The sequence below is a fragment of the Stenotrophomonas sp. NPDC047960 genome (assembly GCF_043204395.1).
GTDB lineage: Bacteria > Pseudomonadota > Gammaproteobacteria > Xanthomonadales > Xanthomonadaceae > Stenotrophomonas.
The window spans coordinates 1-18,910 of the sequence record NZ_JBIDBX010000004.1 but is presented as its reverse complement, the minus strand read 5'-3'; the positions used below and the strand labels follow the sequence as shown (position 1 = coordinate 18,910).

The 18,910-nt window shown below is 63.9% G+C and carries 15 protein-coding genes and 2 tRNA genes; all 17 read left to right on the top strand.

Features of this window, described 5'->3' with window-relative positions; all coding sequences use genetic code 11:
• Window positions 1-5 precede the first annotated feature (5 nt).
• On the top strand, window positions 6-2,213 hold the full coding sequence (gene nuoL / locus ACGFZ3_RS10020) for an NADH-quinone oxidoreductase subunit L (protein ID WP_392920007.1): 2,208 nt from the start codon (window positions 6-8) through the stop codon (window positions 2,211-2,213).
• Between the two features lie 23 nt (window positions 2,214-2,236).
• Entirely contained in the window at window positions 2,237-3,745 is a 1,509-nt protein-coding gene (locus ACGFZ3_RS10015; protein ID WP_068853397.1) for an NADH-quinone oxidoreductase subunit M, read from the top strand.
• Between the two features lie 15 nt (window positions 3,746-3,760).
• A complete protein-coding gene (gene nuoN, locus ACGFZ3_RS10010; RefSeq protein ID WP_068854715.1) occupies window positions 3,761-5,221 on the top strand; it encodes an NADH-quinone oxidoreductase subunit NuoN in 1,461 nt (486 codons plus the stop codon).
• A gap of 109 nt (window positions 5,222-5,330) precedes the next feature.
• A tRNA-Met gene (locus ACGFZ3_RS10005) sits at window positions 5,331-5,407 on the top strand.
• Window positions 5,408-5,613: 206 nt separating this feature from the next.
• Window positions 5,614-6,411: an RHS repeat-associated core domain-containing protein gene (locus ACGFZ3_RS10000; protein ID WP_392920002.1), complete on the top strand. Its 798-nt coding sequence runs from the start codon at window positions 5,614-5,616 to the stop codon at window positions 6,409-6,411.
• Window positions 6,408-7,316: an RHS repeat-associated core domain-containing protein gene (locus ACGFZ3_RS09995; RefSeq protein ID WP_392919999.1), complete on the top strand. Its 909-nt coding sequence runs from the start codon at window positions 6,408-6,410 to the stop codon at window positions 7,314-7,316. Before ACGFZ3_RS10000 ends, ACGFZ3_RS09995 begins: the two co-directional genes overlap by 4 nt.
• Before the next feature lie 61 nt (window positions 7,317-7,377).
• Window positions 7,378-8,184 carry an RHS repeat-associated core domain-containing protein gene (locus ACGFZ3_RS09990; protein ID WP_392919996.1) on the top strand — a complete coding sequence of 269 codons (807 nt, stop codon included), beginning with the start codon at window positions 7,378-7,380 and terminating at the stop codon, window positions 8,182-8,184.
• 3 nt (window positions 8,185-8,187) lie between these two features.
• Window positions 8,188-9,000 carry an RHS repeat-associated core domain-containing protein gene (locus ACGFZ3_RS09985; RefSeq protein ID WP_392919993.1) on the top strand — a complete coding sequence of 271 codons (813 nt, stop codon included), beginning with the start codon at window positions 8,188-8,190 and terminating at the stop codon, window positions 8,998-9,000.
• Between the two features lie 3 nt (window positions 9,001-9,003).
• Entirely contained in the window at window positions 9,004-9,885 is an 882-nt protein-coding gene (locus tag ACGFZ3_RS09980) for an RHS repeat-associated core domain-containing protein (protein WP_392919990.1), read from the top strand.
• 103 nt (window positions 9,886-9,988) lie between these two features.
• Window positions 9,989-10,065, top strand: a tRNA-Met gene (locus ACGFZ3_RS09975).
• Window positions 10,066-10,459: 394 nt separating this feature from the next.
• Window positions 10,460-11,050 (top strand): ribosome maturation factor RimP, encoded by a 591-nt coding sequence (gene rimP / locus ACGFZ3_RS09970; RefSeq protein ID WP_392919987.1) that lies wholly within the window; start codon window positions 10,460-10,462, stop codon window positions 11,048-11,050.
• Between the two features lie 7 nt (window positions 11,051-11,057).
• Window positions 11,058-12,569: a transcription termination factor NusA gene (nusA, locus tag ACGFZ3_RS09965; protein WP_339448850.1), complete on the top strand. Its 1,512-nt coding sequence runs from the start codon at window positions 11,058-11,060 to the stop codon at window positions 12,567-12,569.
• 95 nt (window positions 12,570-12,664) lie between these two features.
• Window positions 12,665-15,298 (top strand): translation initiation factor IF-2, encoded by a 2,634-nt coding sequence (infB, locus tag ACGFZ3_RS09960; protein ID WP_392919983.1) that lies wholly within the window; start codon window positions 12,665-12,667, stop codon window positions 15,296-15,298.
• Between the two features lie 129 nt (window positions 15,299-15,427).
• On the top strand, window positions 15,428-15,826 hold the full coding sequence (gene rbfA / locus ACGFZ3_RS09955) for a 30S ribosome-binding factor RbfA (RefSeq protein WP_392919980.1): 399 nt from the start codon (window positions 15,428-15,430) through the stop codon (window positions 15,824-15,826).
• Between the two features lie 75 nt (window positions 15,827-15,901).
• A complete protein-coding gene (gene truB / locus ACGFZ3_RS09950; RefSeq protein ID WP_392919977.1) occupies window positions 15,902-16,810 on the top strand; it encodes a tRNA pseudouridine(55) synthase TruB in 909 nt (302 codons plus the stop codon).
• Window positions 16,811-16,972: 162 nt separating this feature from the next.
• A complete protein-coding gene (rpsO, locus tag ACGFZ3_RS09945; RefSeq protein WP_392919974.1) occupies window positions 16,973-17,233 on the top strand; it encodes a 30S ribosomal protein S15 in 261 nt (86 codons plus the stop codon).
• 150 nt (window positions 17,234-17,383) lie between these two features.
• A partial coding sequence (gene pnp, locus ACGFZ3_RS09940; protein WP_392919971.1) for a polyribonucleotide nucleotidyltransferase occupies window positions 17,384-18,910 on the top strand: 1,527 nt, incomplete at its 3' end.

The following is an 18,910-nucleotide window of genomic DNA, read 5'->3' as shown; positions in this document are numbered from 1 at the left end:
CGTAGATGGAAATTACTCTCTCCAAGAGTCTGTTGATCGCCGTGGTGCTTGCACCGCTGGTCGGCAGCATCATCGCTGGCCTGTTCGGTCGTCAGGTAGGGCGCATCGGCGCGCAGACCGTCACCATCCTGGGTGTCGCGGTCAGCTGCGTGCTGTCCAGCTACGTGTTCTACCAGCTGCTGTGGGGCGGCGCGCAGCCGTTCAACCAGAACGTCTACACCTTCTTCGAAGTCGGCCAGTACTCGGCGCATGTCGGTTTCATGATCGACAAGCTGACCGCGATGATGATGGTCGTGGTGACCTTCGTGTCCTTCCTGGTCCACGTGTACACCATCGGGTACATGCAGGATGACCCGGGCTACCAGCGGTTCTTCAGCTACATCTCGCTGTTCACCTTCTCGATGCTCACCCTGGTGATGAGCAACAACTTCCTGCAGCTGTTCTTCGGCTGGGAAGCGGTGGGCTTGGTGTCGTACCTGCTGATCGGATTCTGGTTCAAGCGCCCGACCGCCATCTTCGCCAACATGAAGGCGTTCCTGGTCAACCGCGTGGGCGACTTCGGCTTCATCCTGGGTATCGCCGGCGTGCTGTGGGTGTTCGGATCGCTGGACTACGCCACCGTGTTCGCCAATGCATCGGACATGCTGGTCAACGGCCAGAACTCGCACCTGCAGGTGTGGTCCGGTGCGATCAGCCTGTTCGGCAGCTCCATCCAGGTCACCGATGCGCCGGTCATCTGGGCGACCGCCACCATCATCTGCATCTGCCTGTTCATCGGTGCCATGGGCAAGTCGGCCCAGGTCCCGCTGCACGTCTGGCTGCCGGACTCGATGGAAGGCCCGACCCCGATTTCGGCGCTGATCCATGCTGCGACGATGGTCACCGCGGGCATCTTCATGGTCACCCGCATGTCGCCGCTGTTCGAGCTGTCGCAGACCGCGCTGAACTTCGTGCTGTTCATCGGTGCCACCACCGCGTTCTTCACCGGCCTGATCGGCATCGTGCAGAACGACATCAAGCGCGTCGTCGCGTACTCCACGCTGTCCCAGCTGGGCTACATGACCGTGGCGCTGGGCGTGTCGGCCTACTCGGCCGCCGTGTTCCACCTGATGACCCACGCCTTCTTCAAGGCGCTGCTGTTCCTCGGCGCGGGTTCGGTAATCATCGCCATGCACCACGAGCAGGACATGCGCAAGATGGGCGGCCTGCGCAAGTACATGCCGATCACCTTCATCACCATGTGGATCGGTACGCTGGCCCTGGTCGGCACGCCGTTCTTCTCTGGCTTCTACTCCAAGGACACCATCATCGAGGCGGCCAAGCATCACGCCGAGTTCTCCTCGAGCTGGGTGGCAACCTATGGCTACTGGGCCGTGCTGGGTGGCGTGATCGTCACCAGCTTCTACAGTTTCCGCCTGCTGTTCCTGACCTTCCATGGCAAGGAACGCTTCCGGGATGCGCATGATGATCACAGCCATGGCCACGGCCATGACGAACAACACGGCGCAGACGCACATGCCGATGCCCACCATGGCGACGCGCACCATGACGACCACGACCACGGCCACGGCCACGGTCCGCATGAGCCGCACGAAACCCCGTGGGTGGTGACGCTGCCGCTGATCCTGCTGGCGATCCCGTCGATCTTCATCGGTTACTTCAGCATCGGTCCGATGCTGTACGGCACCGACTGGGCCGGCCACCATGCCGAGCACGGCATCCCCGGCCAGGTGCATTCGTTCTTCACCGGCGTGGTCGATTTCTACGACCCGGCACGCAACACCATTGGTGCCCTGGCTGAAGAGTTCCATGGCCCGCTTGGTTTCGTTGGCCATGCCATGAAGGGTCCGGCCGTGTGGCTGACCCTGGCAGGCTTCCTGCTGGCAGTCCTGTTCTACCTGTGGAAGCCGGAACTGGCGACCCGCGCACGCAAGACCTTTGCGCCGCTGGTGTCGGTGCTGGAGAACAAGTACGGGTTCGACAAGCTCTGGATCGGCGGTTTCGCCGGTGGCGGCATCAAGCTGGGCAAGGTTTCGCGCGCGATCGACACCAACATCGTCGATGGTGTGGTGGTCAACGGTTCGGCGCGCCTGATCGATCTGGCGGCCAACCTGCTGCGTCGCACCCAATCCGGTTTCCTCTATCACTACGCCTTCGCGATGATCATCGGCCTGATTGCCCTCCTGGGCGTCCTGATGCATTACCTGCGTTGATGACCTGTACGGAATAAGAAGACGTGTCGAACTGGCCTCTACTCAGTGTTCTCATCTGGCTGCCGATCCTCGGCGGTGCCTTGATCCTTGCCATCCGTGATGCACAGACCGCCCGTTGGGCGTCGCTGGGCGTGGCGGTACTGACCTTCGTGATCAGCCTGTCGCTGCTCAGCGGCTACGACGTGGCCAACGACGCACTGCAGTTCGTCGAGACCCGCGCCTGGATCCCCGCCTACGACATCGGCTACAACCTGGGCGTGGATGGCATCGCCATCGCGCTGATCCTGCTGACCACCCTGGTTTCGGTGCTGGCGCTGATCGGCGCCTGGAGCGCCATCGACAAGCGGGTCAACCAGTACGTGGCCGCCTTCCTGATCCTGGAAGGCGTCACCGTGGGAATCTTTGCTGCGACCGACGCGATGCTGTTCTACGTGTTCTTCGAAGCGATGCTGATCCCGATGTTCCTCATCATCGGTGTCTGGGGCGGCCCGCGCCGCATCTACGCCGCGCTGAAGTTCTTCCTGTACACCTTCCTCGGCTCGGTGCTGATGCTGGTGGCGCTGATCTACCTGTACCTGAAGGGCGGCAGCTTCCAGCTGGCCGACCTGTACCAGCTGCAGCTCTCGGCCCAGGAGCAGACCTGGATCTTCTTCGCGTTCCTGATCGCCTTCGCGGTCAAGGTGCCGATGTTCCCGGTCCACACCTGGCTGCCTGACGCCCACGTGGAAGCGCCGACCGCCGGTTCGGTGATCCTGGCCGCCATCGCGTTGAAGATCGGTGGCTACGGCTTCCTGCGCTTCAACCTGCCGATCGTCCCCGATGCCTCGCAGGAATGGGCCTGGCTGGTGATCGCGCTGTCGCTGATCGCGGTGATCTACGTCGGCCTGGTCGCCCTGGTCCAGGACGACATGAAGAAGCTGATCGCCTATTCGTCGATCGCGCACATGGGCTTTGTCACCCTGGGCACCTTCATTGCCCTGTGGCTGGTGCGTGATGCCGGCAACGCCGATGCAGCCCGCCTGGGCCTGCAGGGTGCGATGGTGCAGATGGTCTCGCACGGCTTCGTCTCCGGTGCGATGTTCTCCTGCGTGGGCGTGCTGTACGACCGCATGCACAGCCGCCGCATTGCCGATTACGGCGGCGTGGTCAACGTGATGCCGTGGTTCGCCACCTTCGCCATGTTGTTCTTCATGGCCAATGCCGGCCTGCCGGGCACCAGCGGCTTCGTTGGTGAGTTCATGATCATCATGGCCAGCTTCCAGCGTAATCCGTGGCTGGCACTGGCTGCTGCAACCACGCTGGTCATCACCGCTGCCTACACGCTGTGGCTGTACAAGCGCGTGTTCTTCGGTGAAGTGGCCAACGCCCACGTTGCCGAACTGAAAGACATCAACGGCCGTGAATGGCTGGTGTTGGGTGTGTTCGCCGTGGGTACGCTGGCGCTGGGTCTGTATCCCAAGCCGCTGACCGACCTGATGGAACCCTCGATCGCGAAGCTGGCGATGCAGATCGCATCCAGCAAGTTGCTGTAATTCCAGGATTTGATGATGACCACCTCGCCGCTGTTGCCCTTGACCGCCGCTGACCTGCCGCCACTCGCGCCCGAGCTGGTGCTGATCGGCAGCGCGTTCACCCTGTTGATCCTCGATCTGTTCATCAGCAAGCAGAACAAGATCTGGACCCACCTGTTCTCGGTTGCCGCACTGGCGGTCGTGCTGTTCATGCTCGCCACCGGCGTGGGCGGGCAGGGCGAGGTCTTCCACGGCATGTTCGTCCGCGACACCGCGGCGGATGTGATGAAAGCCGTGATCGTGCTCTGCAGCGGCCTGACCCTGGTGTACGGCTGGAGCTACCTGCGCGAACGCGATCTGTTCCAGGGCGAAATCCCGGTCCTGATCCTGTTTGCCACCTCCGGCATGATGATCCTGGTTTCCGCCGGCAGCCTGCTGATGGTGTACCTGGGCCTGGAACTGCTGGCACTGTGCTCGTACGCACTGGTGGCCAGCAACCGTGACAACGGCCTGGCCACGGAAGCGGCGATGAAGTACATCGTGCTGGGTTCACTGGCCTCGGGCCTGCTGCTGTACGGCATGTCGCTGGTCTACGGCGCCACCGGCTCGCTGCACCTGGACGCCATCAACGCGGCCATTCCGAACTCCGACGAAAAGATGCTGCTGCTCACCGGCGCGGTGTTCATGATCGCCGGCGTGGCCTTCAAGCTCGGCGCGGCCCCGTTCCACATGTGGCTGCCCGACGTGTACCAGGGCGCCCCGGCACCGGTGGCGCTGTTCATCAGCTCGGCCCCGAAGCTGGCCGCGTTCGGCATGGCCTACCGTCTGCTGGAAGTGGGCGTGGGCCCGCTGTCGGACGAATGGAAGTACCTGATTGGTGGCCTGGCCGCACTGTCCTTGGTGGTCGGCAACCTGATGGCGATCGCGCAGAGCAACCTCAAGCGCATGCTGGCGTACTCCACCGTCTCGCACATCGGCTTCCTGCTGCTCGGCATCGCCGGTGGCGGCGAGCGTGGCTATGCCGCCGCGCTGTTCTACGCCCTGAGCTACGCGATCATGTCCACCGCCGGCTTCGGCGCGATCATCGCGCTGTCGCGGAATGGGTTCGAGGCCGAGAAGATCGACGACCTGAAGGGCCTGAACGCCCGCAATCCGTGGATGGCAGGCCTGGTCCTGTGCATCATGGCATCCATGGCCGGCATCCCGCCGTTCCTGGGCTTCTGGACCAAGCTGGCGGTGCTGGGCGCGGCCATCAACGGCGGCATGCTGTGGCTGGCCATCCTGGGTGTGATCTGTGCGGTGATCGGTTGCTTCTACTACCTGCGCGTCATCAAGGTCATGTACTTCGATGAGCCGGTGGGCGAGCCGCTGCCGGCCAACAACGACCGCGTGCTGGGCGTGGTGCTGGGCGTGAATGCCCTGGCGCTGCTGGCGCTGGGCCTGGCCTGGAACCCGATCATGGTGTGGTGCCAGCAGGCTTTTGCGCATCTCGCCTGAAAAGCGATACAAAACTGCGCAATTGGTGTAATATTCGTTTCCTGAGTTGTTGATGCAGCGATTTCGCCAGAACATCGTTGCGGTAGCAGATCAACTCAACCACTTCTGCTGCGGGGTGGAGCAGTCTGGCAGCTCGTCGGGCTCATAACCCGAAGGTCGCAGGTTCAAATCCTGCCCCCGCTACCAAATAGCCCCGGTGCAAACCGGCGGCAGGAACGAAAAGGCGATCCCGGCAACGGGGTCGCTTTTTTCGTTGAGGCGTCCGGTCGGCCGGGCAGGGGTCCGGTTCTACACGTGGGTTTCATCGCGGCGGGCGTATCTCATGACCTGTCGGGGGACACACGCAAGAGACGGCCGTCAGGCCAGGGGTGACCGTGTCCTCCTCATCCTCGATGCTTGGCTACAACGGTGTGCTGCATGAAGTGCATGCGCCCTGGCAGATCCTGGGCAACGGCTACCGTGTGTACAACCCGGTGCTGATGCGCTTCCACAGCCCTGACAGTCTGAGTCCGTTCGGCAAGGGAGGGCTCAACCCCTATGCCTATTGCCATTGCAATCCGGTCAACCTGACCGACCCCAGTGGCCACTGGTCGATCACGGCATTCGCCGCGAACCTGTTTGGCTTCAAGCTGAAGACGCCGCACGTGACGGGGGTCATGGTTGCACTGGGGGGCACTTTTGCGGCCGTGGGCCTGGCGGTGGCCGCCACCAACGATACGCAACGGGGGTTTGCCATCGGCGGCGCTATGGTGATGGGGGCCGCCACCATTCTGGGAAGCCGCTATGCCTGGACGCACCGCAAGATTCTGCCCCGGAGCACGCAATCGGTGGGGACGCCGAGCGCAGCGCCCAGCCTGGCCCCGACCCCGCCGCCTTCCCCAAGTCCCGCTCGAACGCCGACGCCGACGTCCGCAACGGGGGCGGCTCCCGGCACCGTCTCCACGCCGCCGACGGGTGGATCGCCTGCGCCCTCCGCACCGCCGATGTCGCCGCAACCGCGACCGGAAGCACTGCGCGTCAGCGCGCGCCCGCAGCAGCTTTCCCCCCGTCCGAATGTGCCGCCCCCGCCGCCGCCCACGGCGGCCCAGATGGGGCGCGACCGGATGCGCATATCGCAGCGGGTGCGCGTGGCGGACATCCGGAGAGGGTCCGCAGACTGGGAGATCGCCACCGGGTTTTCCTTGGCATGAACGCGTCGTCTTCCAGTTCCCGTCCTGGCGCAATGCGCCGGGACGCCTCCCCTTCATCGTCCATCGCTCGGGGCGGGCTCGGGTATAACGGCGGGCTGCATGAGTCGGGAGCGAGCTGGCAGTACCTGGGCAATGGGTACCGGGTCTACAGCGCGGTACTGAGGCGCTTTCACAGCCTCGACAGCATGAGTCCCTTCGGCGAAGGAGGGATCAACCCATACGCGTACTGTGGGTGTGACCCCATCAACAACGTTGATCCCAGCGGTCACTTTCTCCTCCCGGTGGCCGCACTGCTTGGACTTGGATCACTGGGCGTGCTCGGTGCAGCAGGTGCCACTGCCTTGTCCGGGAAAAAGGAAGCGGCAACCATTCTTTTGGCGGTGGGTGGCGCTCTGCTCATGGGGGCGTTGGTTGCTGCTGGCGAATATGCAGTTCGCCCCTCCCGCCGGGGAGTACGGATCAGCAACAGTCTTGGACGAGGTGGGGTGAATATCTGGCGCGGCGCTGAGTTGGACGTAGTGCGTGTGCACGGGAACAAGTTTGTCAGCGGCTGGGGGAAGACGCCGATGAATGGCGTAGAACTCGCCAACGCGATCAAGTCGGCCGGAAGCGGCGGGCTCAAGCCTAAGCCGGTCGTCCTGCAGTCCTGCTACGGTGGGTTCGGCGGTAATGCGTCACAGGGCCAGGTGGTAGCCGATACATTGGGCGTTGAGGTGACCTCATACCTCGGAACAACAGCTGGCAGACCGGGGTTGCGGGAGTTGACCGCACAATCCACAGCAGTCGTGTTCACACCGCAGACCGGCGCTGCAAAAGAAGCCTCCCGCATTCGCAACGAGAAGATGAATCGGCGCCTGCACCCGCGTAGACACTCCAGGCGTCAGCGGCTTCAAGTAGACCCATGAGATCACTCCGCGCTGAACCCGCAGGATCAACAACCGGAACCCGATGGAAGGGGACGCGACCATGTGGACGTCTATGGGGTACAACGGTGAGCTTCATGAAGTCGGTGGATCCGTACAGTTGCTCGGAAACGGGTACCGAAGCTACAGCGCGATCCTGATGCGCTTCCACAGCCCTGACAGCATGAGCCCGTTTGGCGAAGGGGGAATCAACCCTTATACGTACTGCAAGGGTGATCCGGCCAACCATATCGACCCCAGTGGACACTTTCTGCTGCCGATGGCGGCCCTGTTCGGCGCTGGAGCAGTGGCATCGTTCGGCGCCTCCGCCGTTACGGGGCTGCTGGGGGAAAGGAAGAGCGCGGAATTCCTGGCCCTGCTTGGCGGCGTCCTCAGCGCGGTGGCGATACTTGCTGGTGGCATTCATGGTTTTACCGTAAGGCATTCGCGACTCAGGATGGGCGAGGTACGCATCCATCGGGGACGCAGGAAAAACATCCTGGACGTGCATGGCCGATCAGACGGATCTCTCGTCGGAAACCAGCCCATGGATGGTACGGAAATGACCGCGCTGCTCCGTTGGGAAGGGCTGGATGACAAGCCGCTGGTGTACCTGTCGTGCAATTCAGGAAGTGGACCCGCCTCACAGGCGCAAGTGGTGGCCAACGGAATCGAGCAACCTGTGATCGGGTTTCTGGGGCCTGTCAGAGTCAACAAATTCACGAACAGGCCCATGGGCGCTTATCGCGCCATCGTCTTTCATCCCCAGGCAGGTCTTGCCAGGGCAGCCACGGCAATACGGAACACGGCCCTGCATCGGAGATCACATTGGCGTAGCGCGCAGCGCCAGCCAAGGTCGGCCGAAAGGTGAACCATGGCGCGCCTGAATGGGTTTGGTTACAACGGAGAACTCCATGAAGCGCACGCCCCCTGGCAGATGCTGGGCAACGGGTACCGTGTCTACAGCGCGCACTTGAGGCGCTTCTATGGTCCCGACAACATGAGCCCGTTTGGCGCCGGTGGCATCAACGCCTACACGTACTGCGGAGGCGACCCTGTAAACAACGCAGATCCGAATGGACACTTCTACACGGCCATTTCGGGGCTGTTGGGGATGGGGGCAGTGGCAATGCTTGCCACTGCGGCTGCAAGCGGAATAGCCGGGGACAGAAAGGCTGCGGGTCTTTTCGCGGCCATTGGTGGAGCACTTGTTCTGGCCGCGTTCGCGGGTGCGGGTGTTCACCGCTTCGATATGCGGCACTCGCCTCTGAAACCGGGCGCGGTGCGGATAATCAAGGGGCGCCGCAGGGATATCGTTGACGTACACGGGGCGGCGAACAGATCCGATGTGAGCGGAAACGCCCTGGACGGAACGCAGATGGCTGAACTCCTCCAGGCCAAGGGAATAGGGAAAAAGCCTGTCACATTCCTGTCCTGCGGATCGGCAGATGGCCCGGCCCCCCAAGCGCAGGTGCTTGCAGACTTCTTCGACCGGCCATTCACCGGCTTTCGGGGCGACGTCGTGGTCAACGACTTCCGACGAAAGCCGATAGGGATCTATGAAGCGGTGGTGTTCCATCCTCAGCCCGGTCCCGCACGCTTATCCACGGCGATTCGCAACACCGCGCTGAATCGGCAATCGCAGACACATCGCGCGCAGCGCAGGCCAAGAGCAGGAAGAAGGTGAGCCATGGAGCGTTTGAATCGGCTGGGCTACAACGGAGAACTGCACGAGCCGCATGCGCCCTGGCAGATCCTGGGCAACGGGTATCGCGTCTACAACCCGGCGTTGAGGCGCTTCCACAGCCCGGACAGCATGAGTCCGTTTGGGCGGGGAGGCATCAACGCGTATGCGTACTGCAGCGGCGACCCGATCAACCATGCGGATCCAGACGGACATTTCCTGGCTCCGGTCGCGGCGCTCGCGGGCTTGGGCGTACTGGCCATGGGGGGCGTGGCGCTGTCGAAAGGACTGTCTGGCGACCGCAAGGGCGCAATCCTTTTTGGTGCGGTAGCGGGTGGACTGGTGCTGGCAGCGGGATTGGCCATCGGTGCGCGCGCGTATGCGGCGCGACAGGTGGCGGCATCGCCAGTGAAGTCCAGGCTGCCGGTAAAGATTGCAATGGGGTGGGGCATGCGAGGCGAGGTGATCATCCGGCGACGCACTGCCCACGGTGGCGTCAGCATGTCGATCATGGGCCACGGCAGTCCTTATGAAGTGCGTTGGGGCGCGAACTCACTGGACGGGTGGCAGCTGGTCCAACACTTGAAGGCGGCGGGGAGCGGAAAAGCGCCGGTGGACTACATCGAACTGAACGTTTGTTTTGGCGCGGCCGGGGACAGGGCATCCGTTGCGCAGGTGGTGGCCGATGATTTCGGAGTCCGGACATTCGCCTACCCTGAACAGACCTTCCGTGGCTGGGATGCCGGTGCAAAGTTGACCACGCCGAGACTGGCGCAGGTTTTCCTGCCCCAGACGGGAATCCGGCGGGCGGCGTCTGCCATTCGAAATACAGAGATGCATCGCAGGGCTGGGGGGCTCGATACGCGGCGGCAGCTGCAGCTTATTTGACGATGCGCTCGATGCAGTTTGCGGATAGCCCTGCATCGCCAGGCTCTACCGATGGCGGAGGGGTTGCGCAGGTTGTATGTTGCCTCTATAATTCCGCTTCTGCTGCGGGGTGGAGCAGTCTGGCAGCTCGTCGGGCTCATAACCCGAAGGTCGCAGGTTCAAATCCTGCCCCCGCTACCACAGAAAATCTGCAGTGCAGATGCAGTAGACGAAAAAGCGATTCCGGCAACGGGGTCGCTTTTTTCGTTGCGGGCGACCGCAGGTGTTTAAAAAGCTGAATGGAGCGGTCGATCACGTCGTTTGACGTCCCGCCCGTTGCACCAGCGCGGTGCAACCGCTATCATCCACGGCTTAGCGGACTACCTGACTGGACCCATTCCCCGGAATGTGGACCGTCCCGCGACCGGCTTCCGGGCCGTGCGACTCCCCATCAGGTAGTCGTGACCCCCCGGAAGGCTGGCCATCCAGCACGACCGGAGTTGTACCGGACATGGGGCCCAGCGGGCCCTTTGTTGTTTCCGGGCCCCAGGCCGCACGCCGGGGCAGCACCTCTTTCAAGGAATCAAGGCCGACTGTGAGCGACAAGGCAACCGAAATCGCGAATCTGCTCGCCCCCACCGTTCAGTCGCTGGGTCTCGAGCTGCTGGGTGTGGAATATCTGACCGCCCCGGGTGGCGCCACGCTGCGCCTGTATATCGACGTGCCGCTGGCGGAACAGCCGGAGCGCGTGGTGAACATCGACGACTGCGAACGCGTGAGCCGCGAAGTGTCGGCCCAGCTGGACGTGGAAGACCCGATCAGCGCCAACTACACGCTGGAAGTGTCCTCGCCCGGCGTGGATCGTCCGCTGTTCACCTTCGACCATTTCGAACGTGCGGTGGGCGAGTCGGCCAAGGTCACCCTCAAGCTGCCGCAGGACGGTCGCCGCCGTCTGCAGGGCGAAATCCTCGGCGTTGATGCCGAGCAGAATACGGTCACCTTCAAGGTCGACAATTCACCGTTTACCGCCGACGTCGAGAATATCGAGAAGGCACGCATCATGCCGGACTGGGCCGCCCTTGGCCTGGCTCCGACCAAACCGACTGGCCCGGCACCCAAGCAGGGTGGCAAGGCGAACAAGAAACCATCCAACGAGCCGGCGGCCAAGAAGCCGCGCGCGGAGTGAGCCAACAATGAGCAAGGAACTTTTGCTGGTAGTGGACGCGGTCGCCAATGAAAAAGGCGTTCCGCGTGAAGTGATCTTCGACGCGATCGAAGCAGCACTGGCGTCGGCCGCGAAGAAGCGCTATCCCGACGAGGAAGTGCTGGCGCGCGTGTCGATCGACCACAAGGACGGCACCTATGAAACCTTCCGCCGCTGGGAAGTGGTGGCCGATGACGTGGTAATGGAATCGCCGGACCGCCAGATTCGCCTGATGGACGCCATCGACGAAGCCGAAGGCGTGGAAGTGGGCGATTACATCGAAGAGCAGATCGAAAATCCGGATTTCGGCCGCATCGCGGCCCAGGCCGCCAAGCAGGTGATCGTCCAGCGCGTGCGCGAAGCCGAACGCCAGCAGGTGGTCGATGCGTGGAAGGACCGCGTGGGCGAACTGGTCACCGGTGTGGTCAAGCGTGCCGAGCGCGGCAACATCTACGTGGACCTGGGCGGCAACGCCGAGGCCTTCATCCCGAAGGACAAGGGCATTCCGCGCGACGTGCTGCGCGCTGGCGACCGCGTGCGCGGTTACCTGGCCGAAGTCCGCTCGGAACCGCGTGGCCCGCAGCTGTTCATCAGCCGCGCGGCGCCGGAATTCATGATCGAGCTGTTCAAGCTTGAAGTACCGGAAGTGGGCCAGGGCCTGGTCGAGATCAAGGCCTGTGCACGCGACCCGGGCGACCGCGCCAAGATCGCCGTGCTCGCCCACGACGCGCGCACCGATCCGATCGGCGCCTGCATCGGCATGCGCGGTTCGCGCGTGCAGGCGGTGTCCAACGAGCTCAATGGCGAGCGCGTGGATATCGTGCTGTGGAATGACAACCCCGCCAACTTCGTCATCAATGCGATGGCGCCGGCGGAAGTGCAGTCCATCATCGTCGATGAGGACAAGCACTCCATGGACCTGGCCGTCGCTGAAGAGCGCCTGGCCCAGGCGATCGGCAAGGGCGGCCAGAACGTGCGCCTGGCCAGCCGCCTGACCGGTTGGCAGCTCAATGTGATGACCCAGGACCAGGTGACCGCCAAGTCCGAGGCAGAGCAGGGCGTTGCCCGCCAGCTGTTCATGGACAAGCTGGAAGTGGATGAGGAAATCGCCGCCATCCTGGTGACCGAAGGCTTCAACACCGTGGAAGAAATCGCCTACGTCCCGGTCGGCGAACTGCTGGCCGTGGAAGGCTTCGACGAAGACATCGTCGAAGAGCTGCGTGCCCGTGCCCGCGATGCGCTGCTCAATGAAGCGCTCGCGGTGGAAGAGGGTCTGGAAGACGGTTCGCCGTCCGAAGACCTGCTCGCTCTGGAAGGCATGGACGAGGCTACCGCCTACGCCCTGGCCGGCCATGGCGTGCGTACGAGTGAGGACCTGTCGGACCTGGCCGCCGATGAGATCCTCGAGTTCGGTATCGAGGACATGGACCAGGAGCGCGCCGCCGCCCTGATCCTTGCCGCCCGAGCCGAGGAGATCGCCCGCCTGGAGCGCGGCGAATGAGCCAGCGATGAACAGTGCCCTGACCCGATCAGGGCTTAGACTCCGCGCTGCCTTCGCCCGTTTCGGAGGAGCGCCAACCAGATCATAGGATCCGAATGTCGCAGCAAACCACCATCCGCAAGCTTGCCGAACTGGTCAATACGCCGGTCGAAAAACTGCTTGAACAGCTTGCCGAAGCCGGCATGAAGTTCAGTGGTCCCGACCAGGTCGTGACCAGCACCGAGAAGGTGAAGCTCCTGGGCTTCCTTCGCCGTTCGCATGGCAAGACCGAGCAGCCCGTCGAAAGTGCCGACGAAGCTGCGAAGAAGATCACCCTCAACCGTCGCAAGTTGCAGGAAGTGACCGTCAGCGCCGGCCGCAGCAAGACCACCGTCAATGTTGAAGTGCGCCAGAAGCGCACCTACACCAAGGACGCCAGTGGCAAGGCGATGACGCCGGATGAGGAGCGCGCCGACATCCTGCGCAAGCTGGAGGAATCCCGCCAGCGCAATCTGGACGAGCAGCGCGCACTGGCCGAGAAGGACCGCGCGCGCGATGAGGAAATCGCACGCAAGCGCCAGGAAGAGATCGATGCCAAGGAGCGCGCCGAAGCCGAGCGCAAGGCGGCCGAAGCCGCTGCTGAAGCGGCAAGGAACGCCCCGCCGGCACCGGTAGCGCCGCCGCGACAGGCTGCCAGCGAAGCGCCGGCCCGGGCCGCGCGCCCGTCCGCGCCGGCACCGGCGCGTCCGGCTGCGCGTGCGGACGACCGCAACTCGAACAACAACCGTCCGGGCGCCAAGCGCGACGACGATGGTGGCAACCGTTTCGCCGGTCAGCTGCATCTGTCGGCCGCCGATCGCGCGCGCCGTGGCAACAACAGCAATTCGCGTGGTCGCCCCACCGGCCGCGCGCAGCACGGCGGTCGCCGCGACAGCAACCAGTCGCGCAGCGGCGGTGGCGCCCATGGTTTCGAACGGCCGGTCGCACCGATCGTGCGTGATGTCACCATCGGCGACACCATCACCGTGGCCGACCTGGCGCAGAAGCTGGCCCTGAAGGGCGGCGATGTGGTCAAGGCATTGTTCAAGATGGGCGTGATGGCCACCATCACCCAGACCATCGACCACGATACCGCTGCGCTTGTCACCGAAGAGCTCGGTCACAACGTGACCCGTGCCAACACCAACGACGCCGAAGACGCGCTGCTGGCGTTGAACGATACCGAACAGGGCGAAGCGGTTGCGCGTCCGCCGGTGGTCACCATCATGGGCCACGTCGACCACGGCAAGACCTCGCTGCTGGATTACATCCGCCGCACCAAGGTCGCCACCGGTGAAGCCGGCGGCATCACCCAGCACATCGGTGCGTACCACGTTGAAACGCCGAAGGGCGTCATCAGCTTCCTGGACACCCCGGGCCACGCCGCGTTCACCTCGATGCGCGCGCGCGGTGCCAAGCTGACCGACATCGTGGTGTTGGTCGTGGCGGCCGACGATGGCGTCATGCCGCAGACCAAGGAAGCAATCCAGCACGCCCGCTCCGCCGGTGTGCCGCTGATCGTGGCGATCAACAAGATCGACAAGTCCGGTGCCGACCCGATGCGCGTCAAGAACGAACTGCTCACCGAGCAGGTCGTGTCCGAAGACTTCGGCGGCGACGTGCAGATGGTGGAGATCTCGGCCAAGGCCGGTCTCGGTATCGACGACCTGCTCGATGCGATCTCGATCCAGGCCGAACTGCTGGAACTGAAGGCCGTGGCCGATGGCCGCGCCAGCGGCGTGGTCATCGAGTCCTCGCTGGACAAGGGCCGTGGCCCGATCGCTACCGTGCTGGTGCAGCAGGGTTCGCTGAAGAAGGGCGACTACCTGGTCTGCGGTATCCAGTACGGCCGTGTGCGTGCGCTGTTCGATGAGACCGGCAAGCAGCCCGACCAGGCTGGCCCGTCCATCCCGGTGCAGGTGCTGGGTCTGTCCGGCGTGCCGGATGCAGGCGATGACTTCGTCGTGGTCGAGGACGAGCGCCTGGCCAAGGACGTCGCGCAGCAGCGCGAAACCAAGCGCCGTGAATCGCGCCTGGTGCAGTCTGCCGGCAGCCGCATGGAGGACATCATGGCAACCCTGGGCAAGGGCGATGGCCAGCAGGTGCTGAACCTGGTGATCAAGGCCGACGTGCAGGGTTCGGTGCAGGCGCTGAGCCAGGCACTGGTCGCGCTGTCCAACGATGACATCCGCATCAACGTGATCCACTCCGGCGTGGGCGGCATCACCGAATCGGATGCCAACTCGGCCGTTGCCTCCAAGGCCACTGTGATCGGCTTCAACGTACGTGCGGATGCTTCGGCCCGCCGCATCATTGAATCCAACGGCGTGGACCTGCGTTACTTCTCGATCATCTATGACGTGATCGATCAGGTGAAGCAGGTGGCATCCGGCTTGCTCGGCGTGGAAATCCGCGAAGAGATCATCGGTATCGCCCAGGTCCGCGATGTGTTCCGCAGCTCCAAGTTCGGTGCCGTGGCCGGCTGTATGGTCATCGAGGGCACGGTCAAGCGCAGCAAGCCGATCCGCGTCCTGCGCGACAGCGTGGTGGTGTTCGAAGGCGAGCTGGAGTCGCTGCGCCGCTTCAAGGAAAATGTCGACGAAGTCCGCAACGGTACCGAATGCGGTATCGGCGTGAAGGCTTACAACGATGTGAAGCCGGGCGACCAGATCGAGTGCTTCGAGCGTATCGAAGTGCCGCGCACCCTGTAATGTAAAAGAGGGCCCGGCCAGCGGTTGGGCCCTGCCAGGATTCCGGAGCCCTGCCTGCGGGTCCGGAACCCCCCGGTAGGTCACGACCGTTGGTCGTGACCCGTCCACCCGAACACTGAAGAGCTCCTCGTGCCGAAAACCTTCCATCGAACCGACCGTGTTTCCGCCCAGATCCGCCGTGAGCTGGGTACGCTCGTGCATAACCTCGTGCGTGTACACGGCTTGCCCTCGGTGAGCGTTTCCGACGTCGAAATCACCCGTGACATGGCCCACGCCAAGATCTTCGTCACCGCGTTGATGCCGGAGCGTGCGGCCGAAGCGATGAAGGGACTCAAAGAGCTTGCCTGGGAGCTGCGCATGGACCTGGCCAAGGCCATGAAGTTGCGCCACGTGCCGGAGCTGCACTTCCACTACGACGATTCGGTCGATCGTGGTGAGCACATCGACAATCTCCTGCGCGACCTGCCGGACACGCTCGCGGCTGAAAAGAGCCGCAACGCCAAAGACGGCGAAGACAAACCCGAATAGACCAACAGCCCGAAAGGGCTGTTGTCCTGTATGGCACGGCACCCGTGCCTGCACGACCAATCCCGGCGAAACACCATGACCCGAATCACCTTCCGTCGCCTGGACGGCATTCTCCTGCTCGACAAGCCCACCGGCATGAGCTCCAACGCCGCGCTGCAGGTGGCCCGCCGACTGTACCGCGCCGAGAAGGGTGGCCACACCGGCAGCCTGGACCCGTTGGCCACCGGCCTGCTGCCGCTGTGCTTCGGCGAAGCCACCAAGATCGCCGGCCTGCTGCTGGGTTCGGCCAAGGCCTACGACGCCGACGTCGTCCTCGGCCAGACCACCGATAGCGACGATTCCGACGGCAGCGTGCTGCTGGAACGCCCCGTGCCCGCGATCAGCCGCAACCAGCTCGAGGCGGCGCTGAGGCCGCTGAACGGCCACATACGACAGCGCGCCCCGATTTTTTCCGCGCTCAAGCAGGGCGGGGAACCGCTGTACCTGAAGGCGCGCCGCGGAGAGACCATCGACGCGCCCGAACGCGATGTCGAGGTTCATTCCATCGAGGTTCTGGATCAGCAGCCGACCCGGCTGTCGCTGCGCGTGACCTGCGGTTCAGGCACCTACATCCGCAGCCTGGCCCGCGACCTGGGCGAAGCCCTGGGCTGCGGCGCGCACATCGCTGGCCTGCGCCGGCTGTGGGTGGACCCGTTCCGCGCCGCCCCCATGGTCACCCTGGATACCCTGCGCGCCCTGGCGGAGCAGGGCGACGAGCCGGCCATGGAGGCGCTGCTGCTGCCGCTGGCGGCCGGGTTGGTCGACTACCCGCGTGTCGATCTGGATGCTGAACAGGCGCCTCGGTTCTGCGTGGGCCAGCGCCTGCGCGACCCGGCCTGGCCGCCCGGCACCGTGGCTGTGTACGGCCCCGACGCCCGTATCCAGGGGCTTGGCGAGGTCGACCAGACTGGTCGGCTGTCCCCGCAGCGCCGCTTCAACCTCTGACCCGTACCCACCCGGCGCTTGTTCCGGGAGGCTGCGGCCGTTACAATTTCGCGGCCTTTTCAGGCTTTCCCGCGTCTGCGGGTTCATCCTTTCGTTAACGGCGAGTCGCGCGGTACGCCAATGGGGCGTTTCTGCGGGCCACGCATCCAAGAGAAAACAGACATGTCGATCGACACCCAGAAGGTCATTGAAGACAACAAGCGCAGCGCTGCCGATACCGGCTCCCCGGAAGTGCAGGTCGCCCTGCTGACCGCGCGTATCGAGTTGCTGACCGGTCACTTCAAGACCCACAAGAAGGATCACCACAGCCGCCGCGGCCTGCTGCAGATGGTCAACCGCCGCCGCAGCCTGCTGGACTACCTGAAGAAGAAAGACGCCGTACGTTACAAGGCCCTGATCGAAAAGCTCGGCCTGCGTCGCTAAGCAGGAATCCCGACCGCGGCGCAGGAATGCGCCGCGGTTTTGTTTTGGTAGTACCGCATCAATCGCCAGGACCGGACTTCCGGTCACCCGTCGGCGGCAAGGGTCGCCCGCGGTCCATTCGAAGACAGCATTTCCCCAAGGACATCCCCCGTGGCAAAAATCACCAAAACCTTCCAGTACGGCAAGCACACCGTCACGCTTGAAACCGGCGAAATCGCCCGTCAGGCCGGTGGCGCCGTCATCGTCAAGTTCGACGACACCGTGCTGCTGGTCTCCGCCGTCGCCGCCAAGAGCGCACGTGAGGGCCAGGACTTCTTCCCGCTGACCTGTGATTACCAGGAGAAGTTCTACGCCGGTGGCCGTATCCCGGGTGGCTTCTTCAAGCGCGAAGGCCGCGCGACCGAGAAGGAAACGCTGATCTCGCGCCTGATCGATCGTCCGATCCGTCCGCTGTTCCCGGAAGACTACAAGAACGAAGTGCAGATCATCGCCACGGTCATGTCGTTGAACCCGGACATCGACGGCGACATTCCCGCGCTGATCGGTGCCTCGGCGGCGCTGTCGCTGGCCGGTACCCCGTTCAAGGGCCCGATCGCCGCTGCCAAGGTCGGTTACAGGAACGGCGAGTACATCCTCAACCCGACCGTGACCGAGCTGAAGGATTCGGAGCTGGAACTGGTTGTGGCCGGTACCGCCAACGCCGTGCTGATGGTCGAATCCGAAGCCGCGCTGCTCTCCGAAGACGTGATGCTGGGCGCTGTGACCTTCGGTCACCGCGAGATGCAGAAGGTCATCAACGCCATCAACGAGCTGACCGTGGAAGCCGGCACCAAGCCGTCGACCTGGGTCGCCCCGGCCAAGAACGACGTGCTGATCAGCGCCCTGCAGGAAGCCATCGGCCCGCGTCTGGGCGAAGCCTTCCAGGTGCGCGACAAGCTGCAGCGCCGCGACGCCATCGCGGCGATCAAGAAGGACGTGATCGAATCACTGGCGGGCCGTGTTTCTGCTGAAGGCTGGAACCCGGCTGAACTGTCCAAGGAATTCGGCGAGCTGGAATACAGCACGATGCGCAACTCGGTGCTGGACACCAAGGTCCGCATCGACGGCCGCGCACTGGACACCGTCCGCCCGATCGCGGTCAAGACCGGCATCCTGCCGCGCGTGCACGGCTCGTCGCTGTTCACCCGTGGTGAGACCCAGGCCATCGTGACCATCACGCTGGGTACCGCCCGCGACGGCCAGGTGATCGACGCCGTGTCCGGCGAGTACAAGGACAACTTCCTGTTCCATTACAACTTCCCCCCCTACTCGGTGGGTGAGACCGGCCGCATGATGGGCCCGAAGCGTCGCGAAATCGGCCACGGCCGCCTCGCCAAGCGCGGCGTGCTGGCAGTGATGCCGTCCCTGGAAGCCTTCCCGTACACCATCCGCGTCGTGTCGGAGATCACCGAGTCGAACGGTTCCTCGTCGATGGCGTCGGTCTGCGGTTCCTCGCTGGCCCTGATGGACGCCGGCGTGCCGGTGAAGTCGCCGGTCGCGGGTATCGCGATGGGCCTGGTCAAGGAAGGCGAGCGCTTCGTGGTCCTGTCCGACATCCTGGGTGACGAAGACCACCTGGGCGACATGGACTTCAAGGTGGCCGGTACCGCTGAGGGCATCTCCGCCCTGCAGATGGAC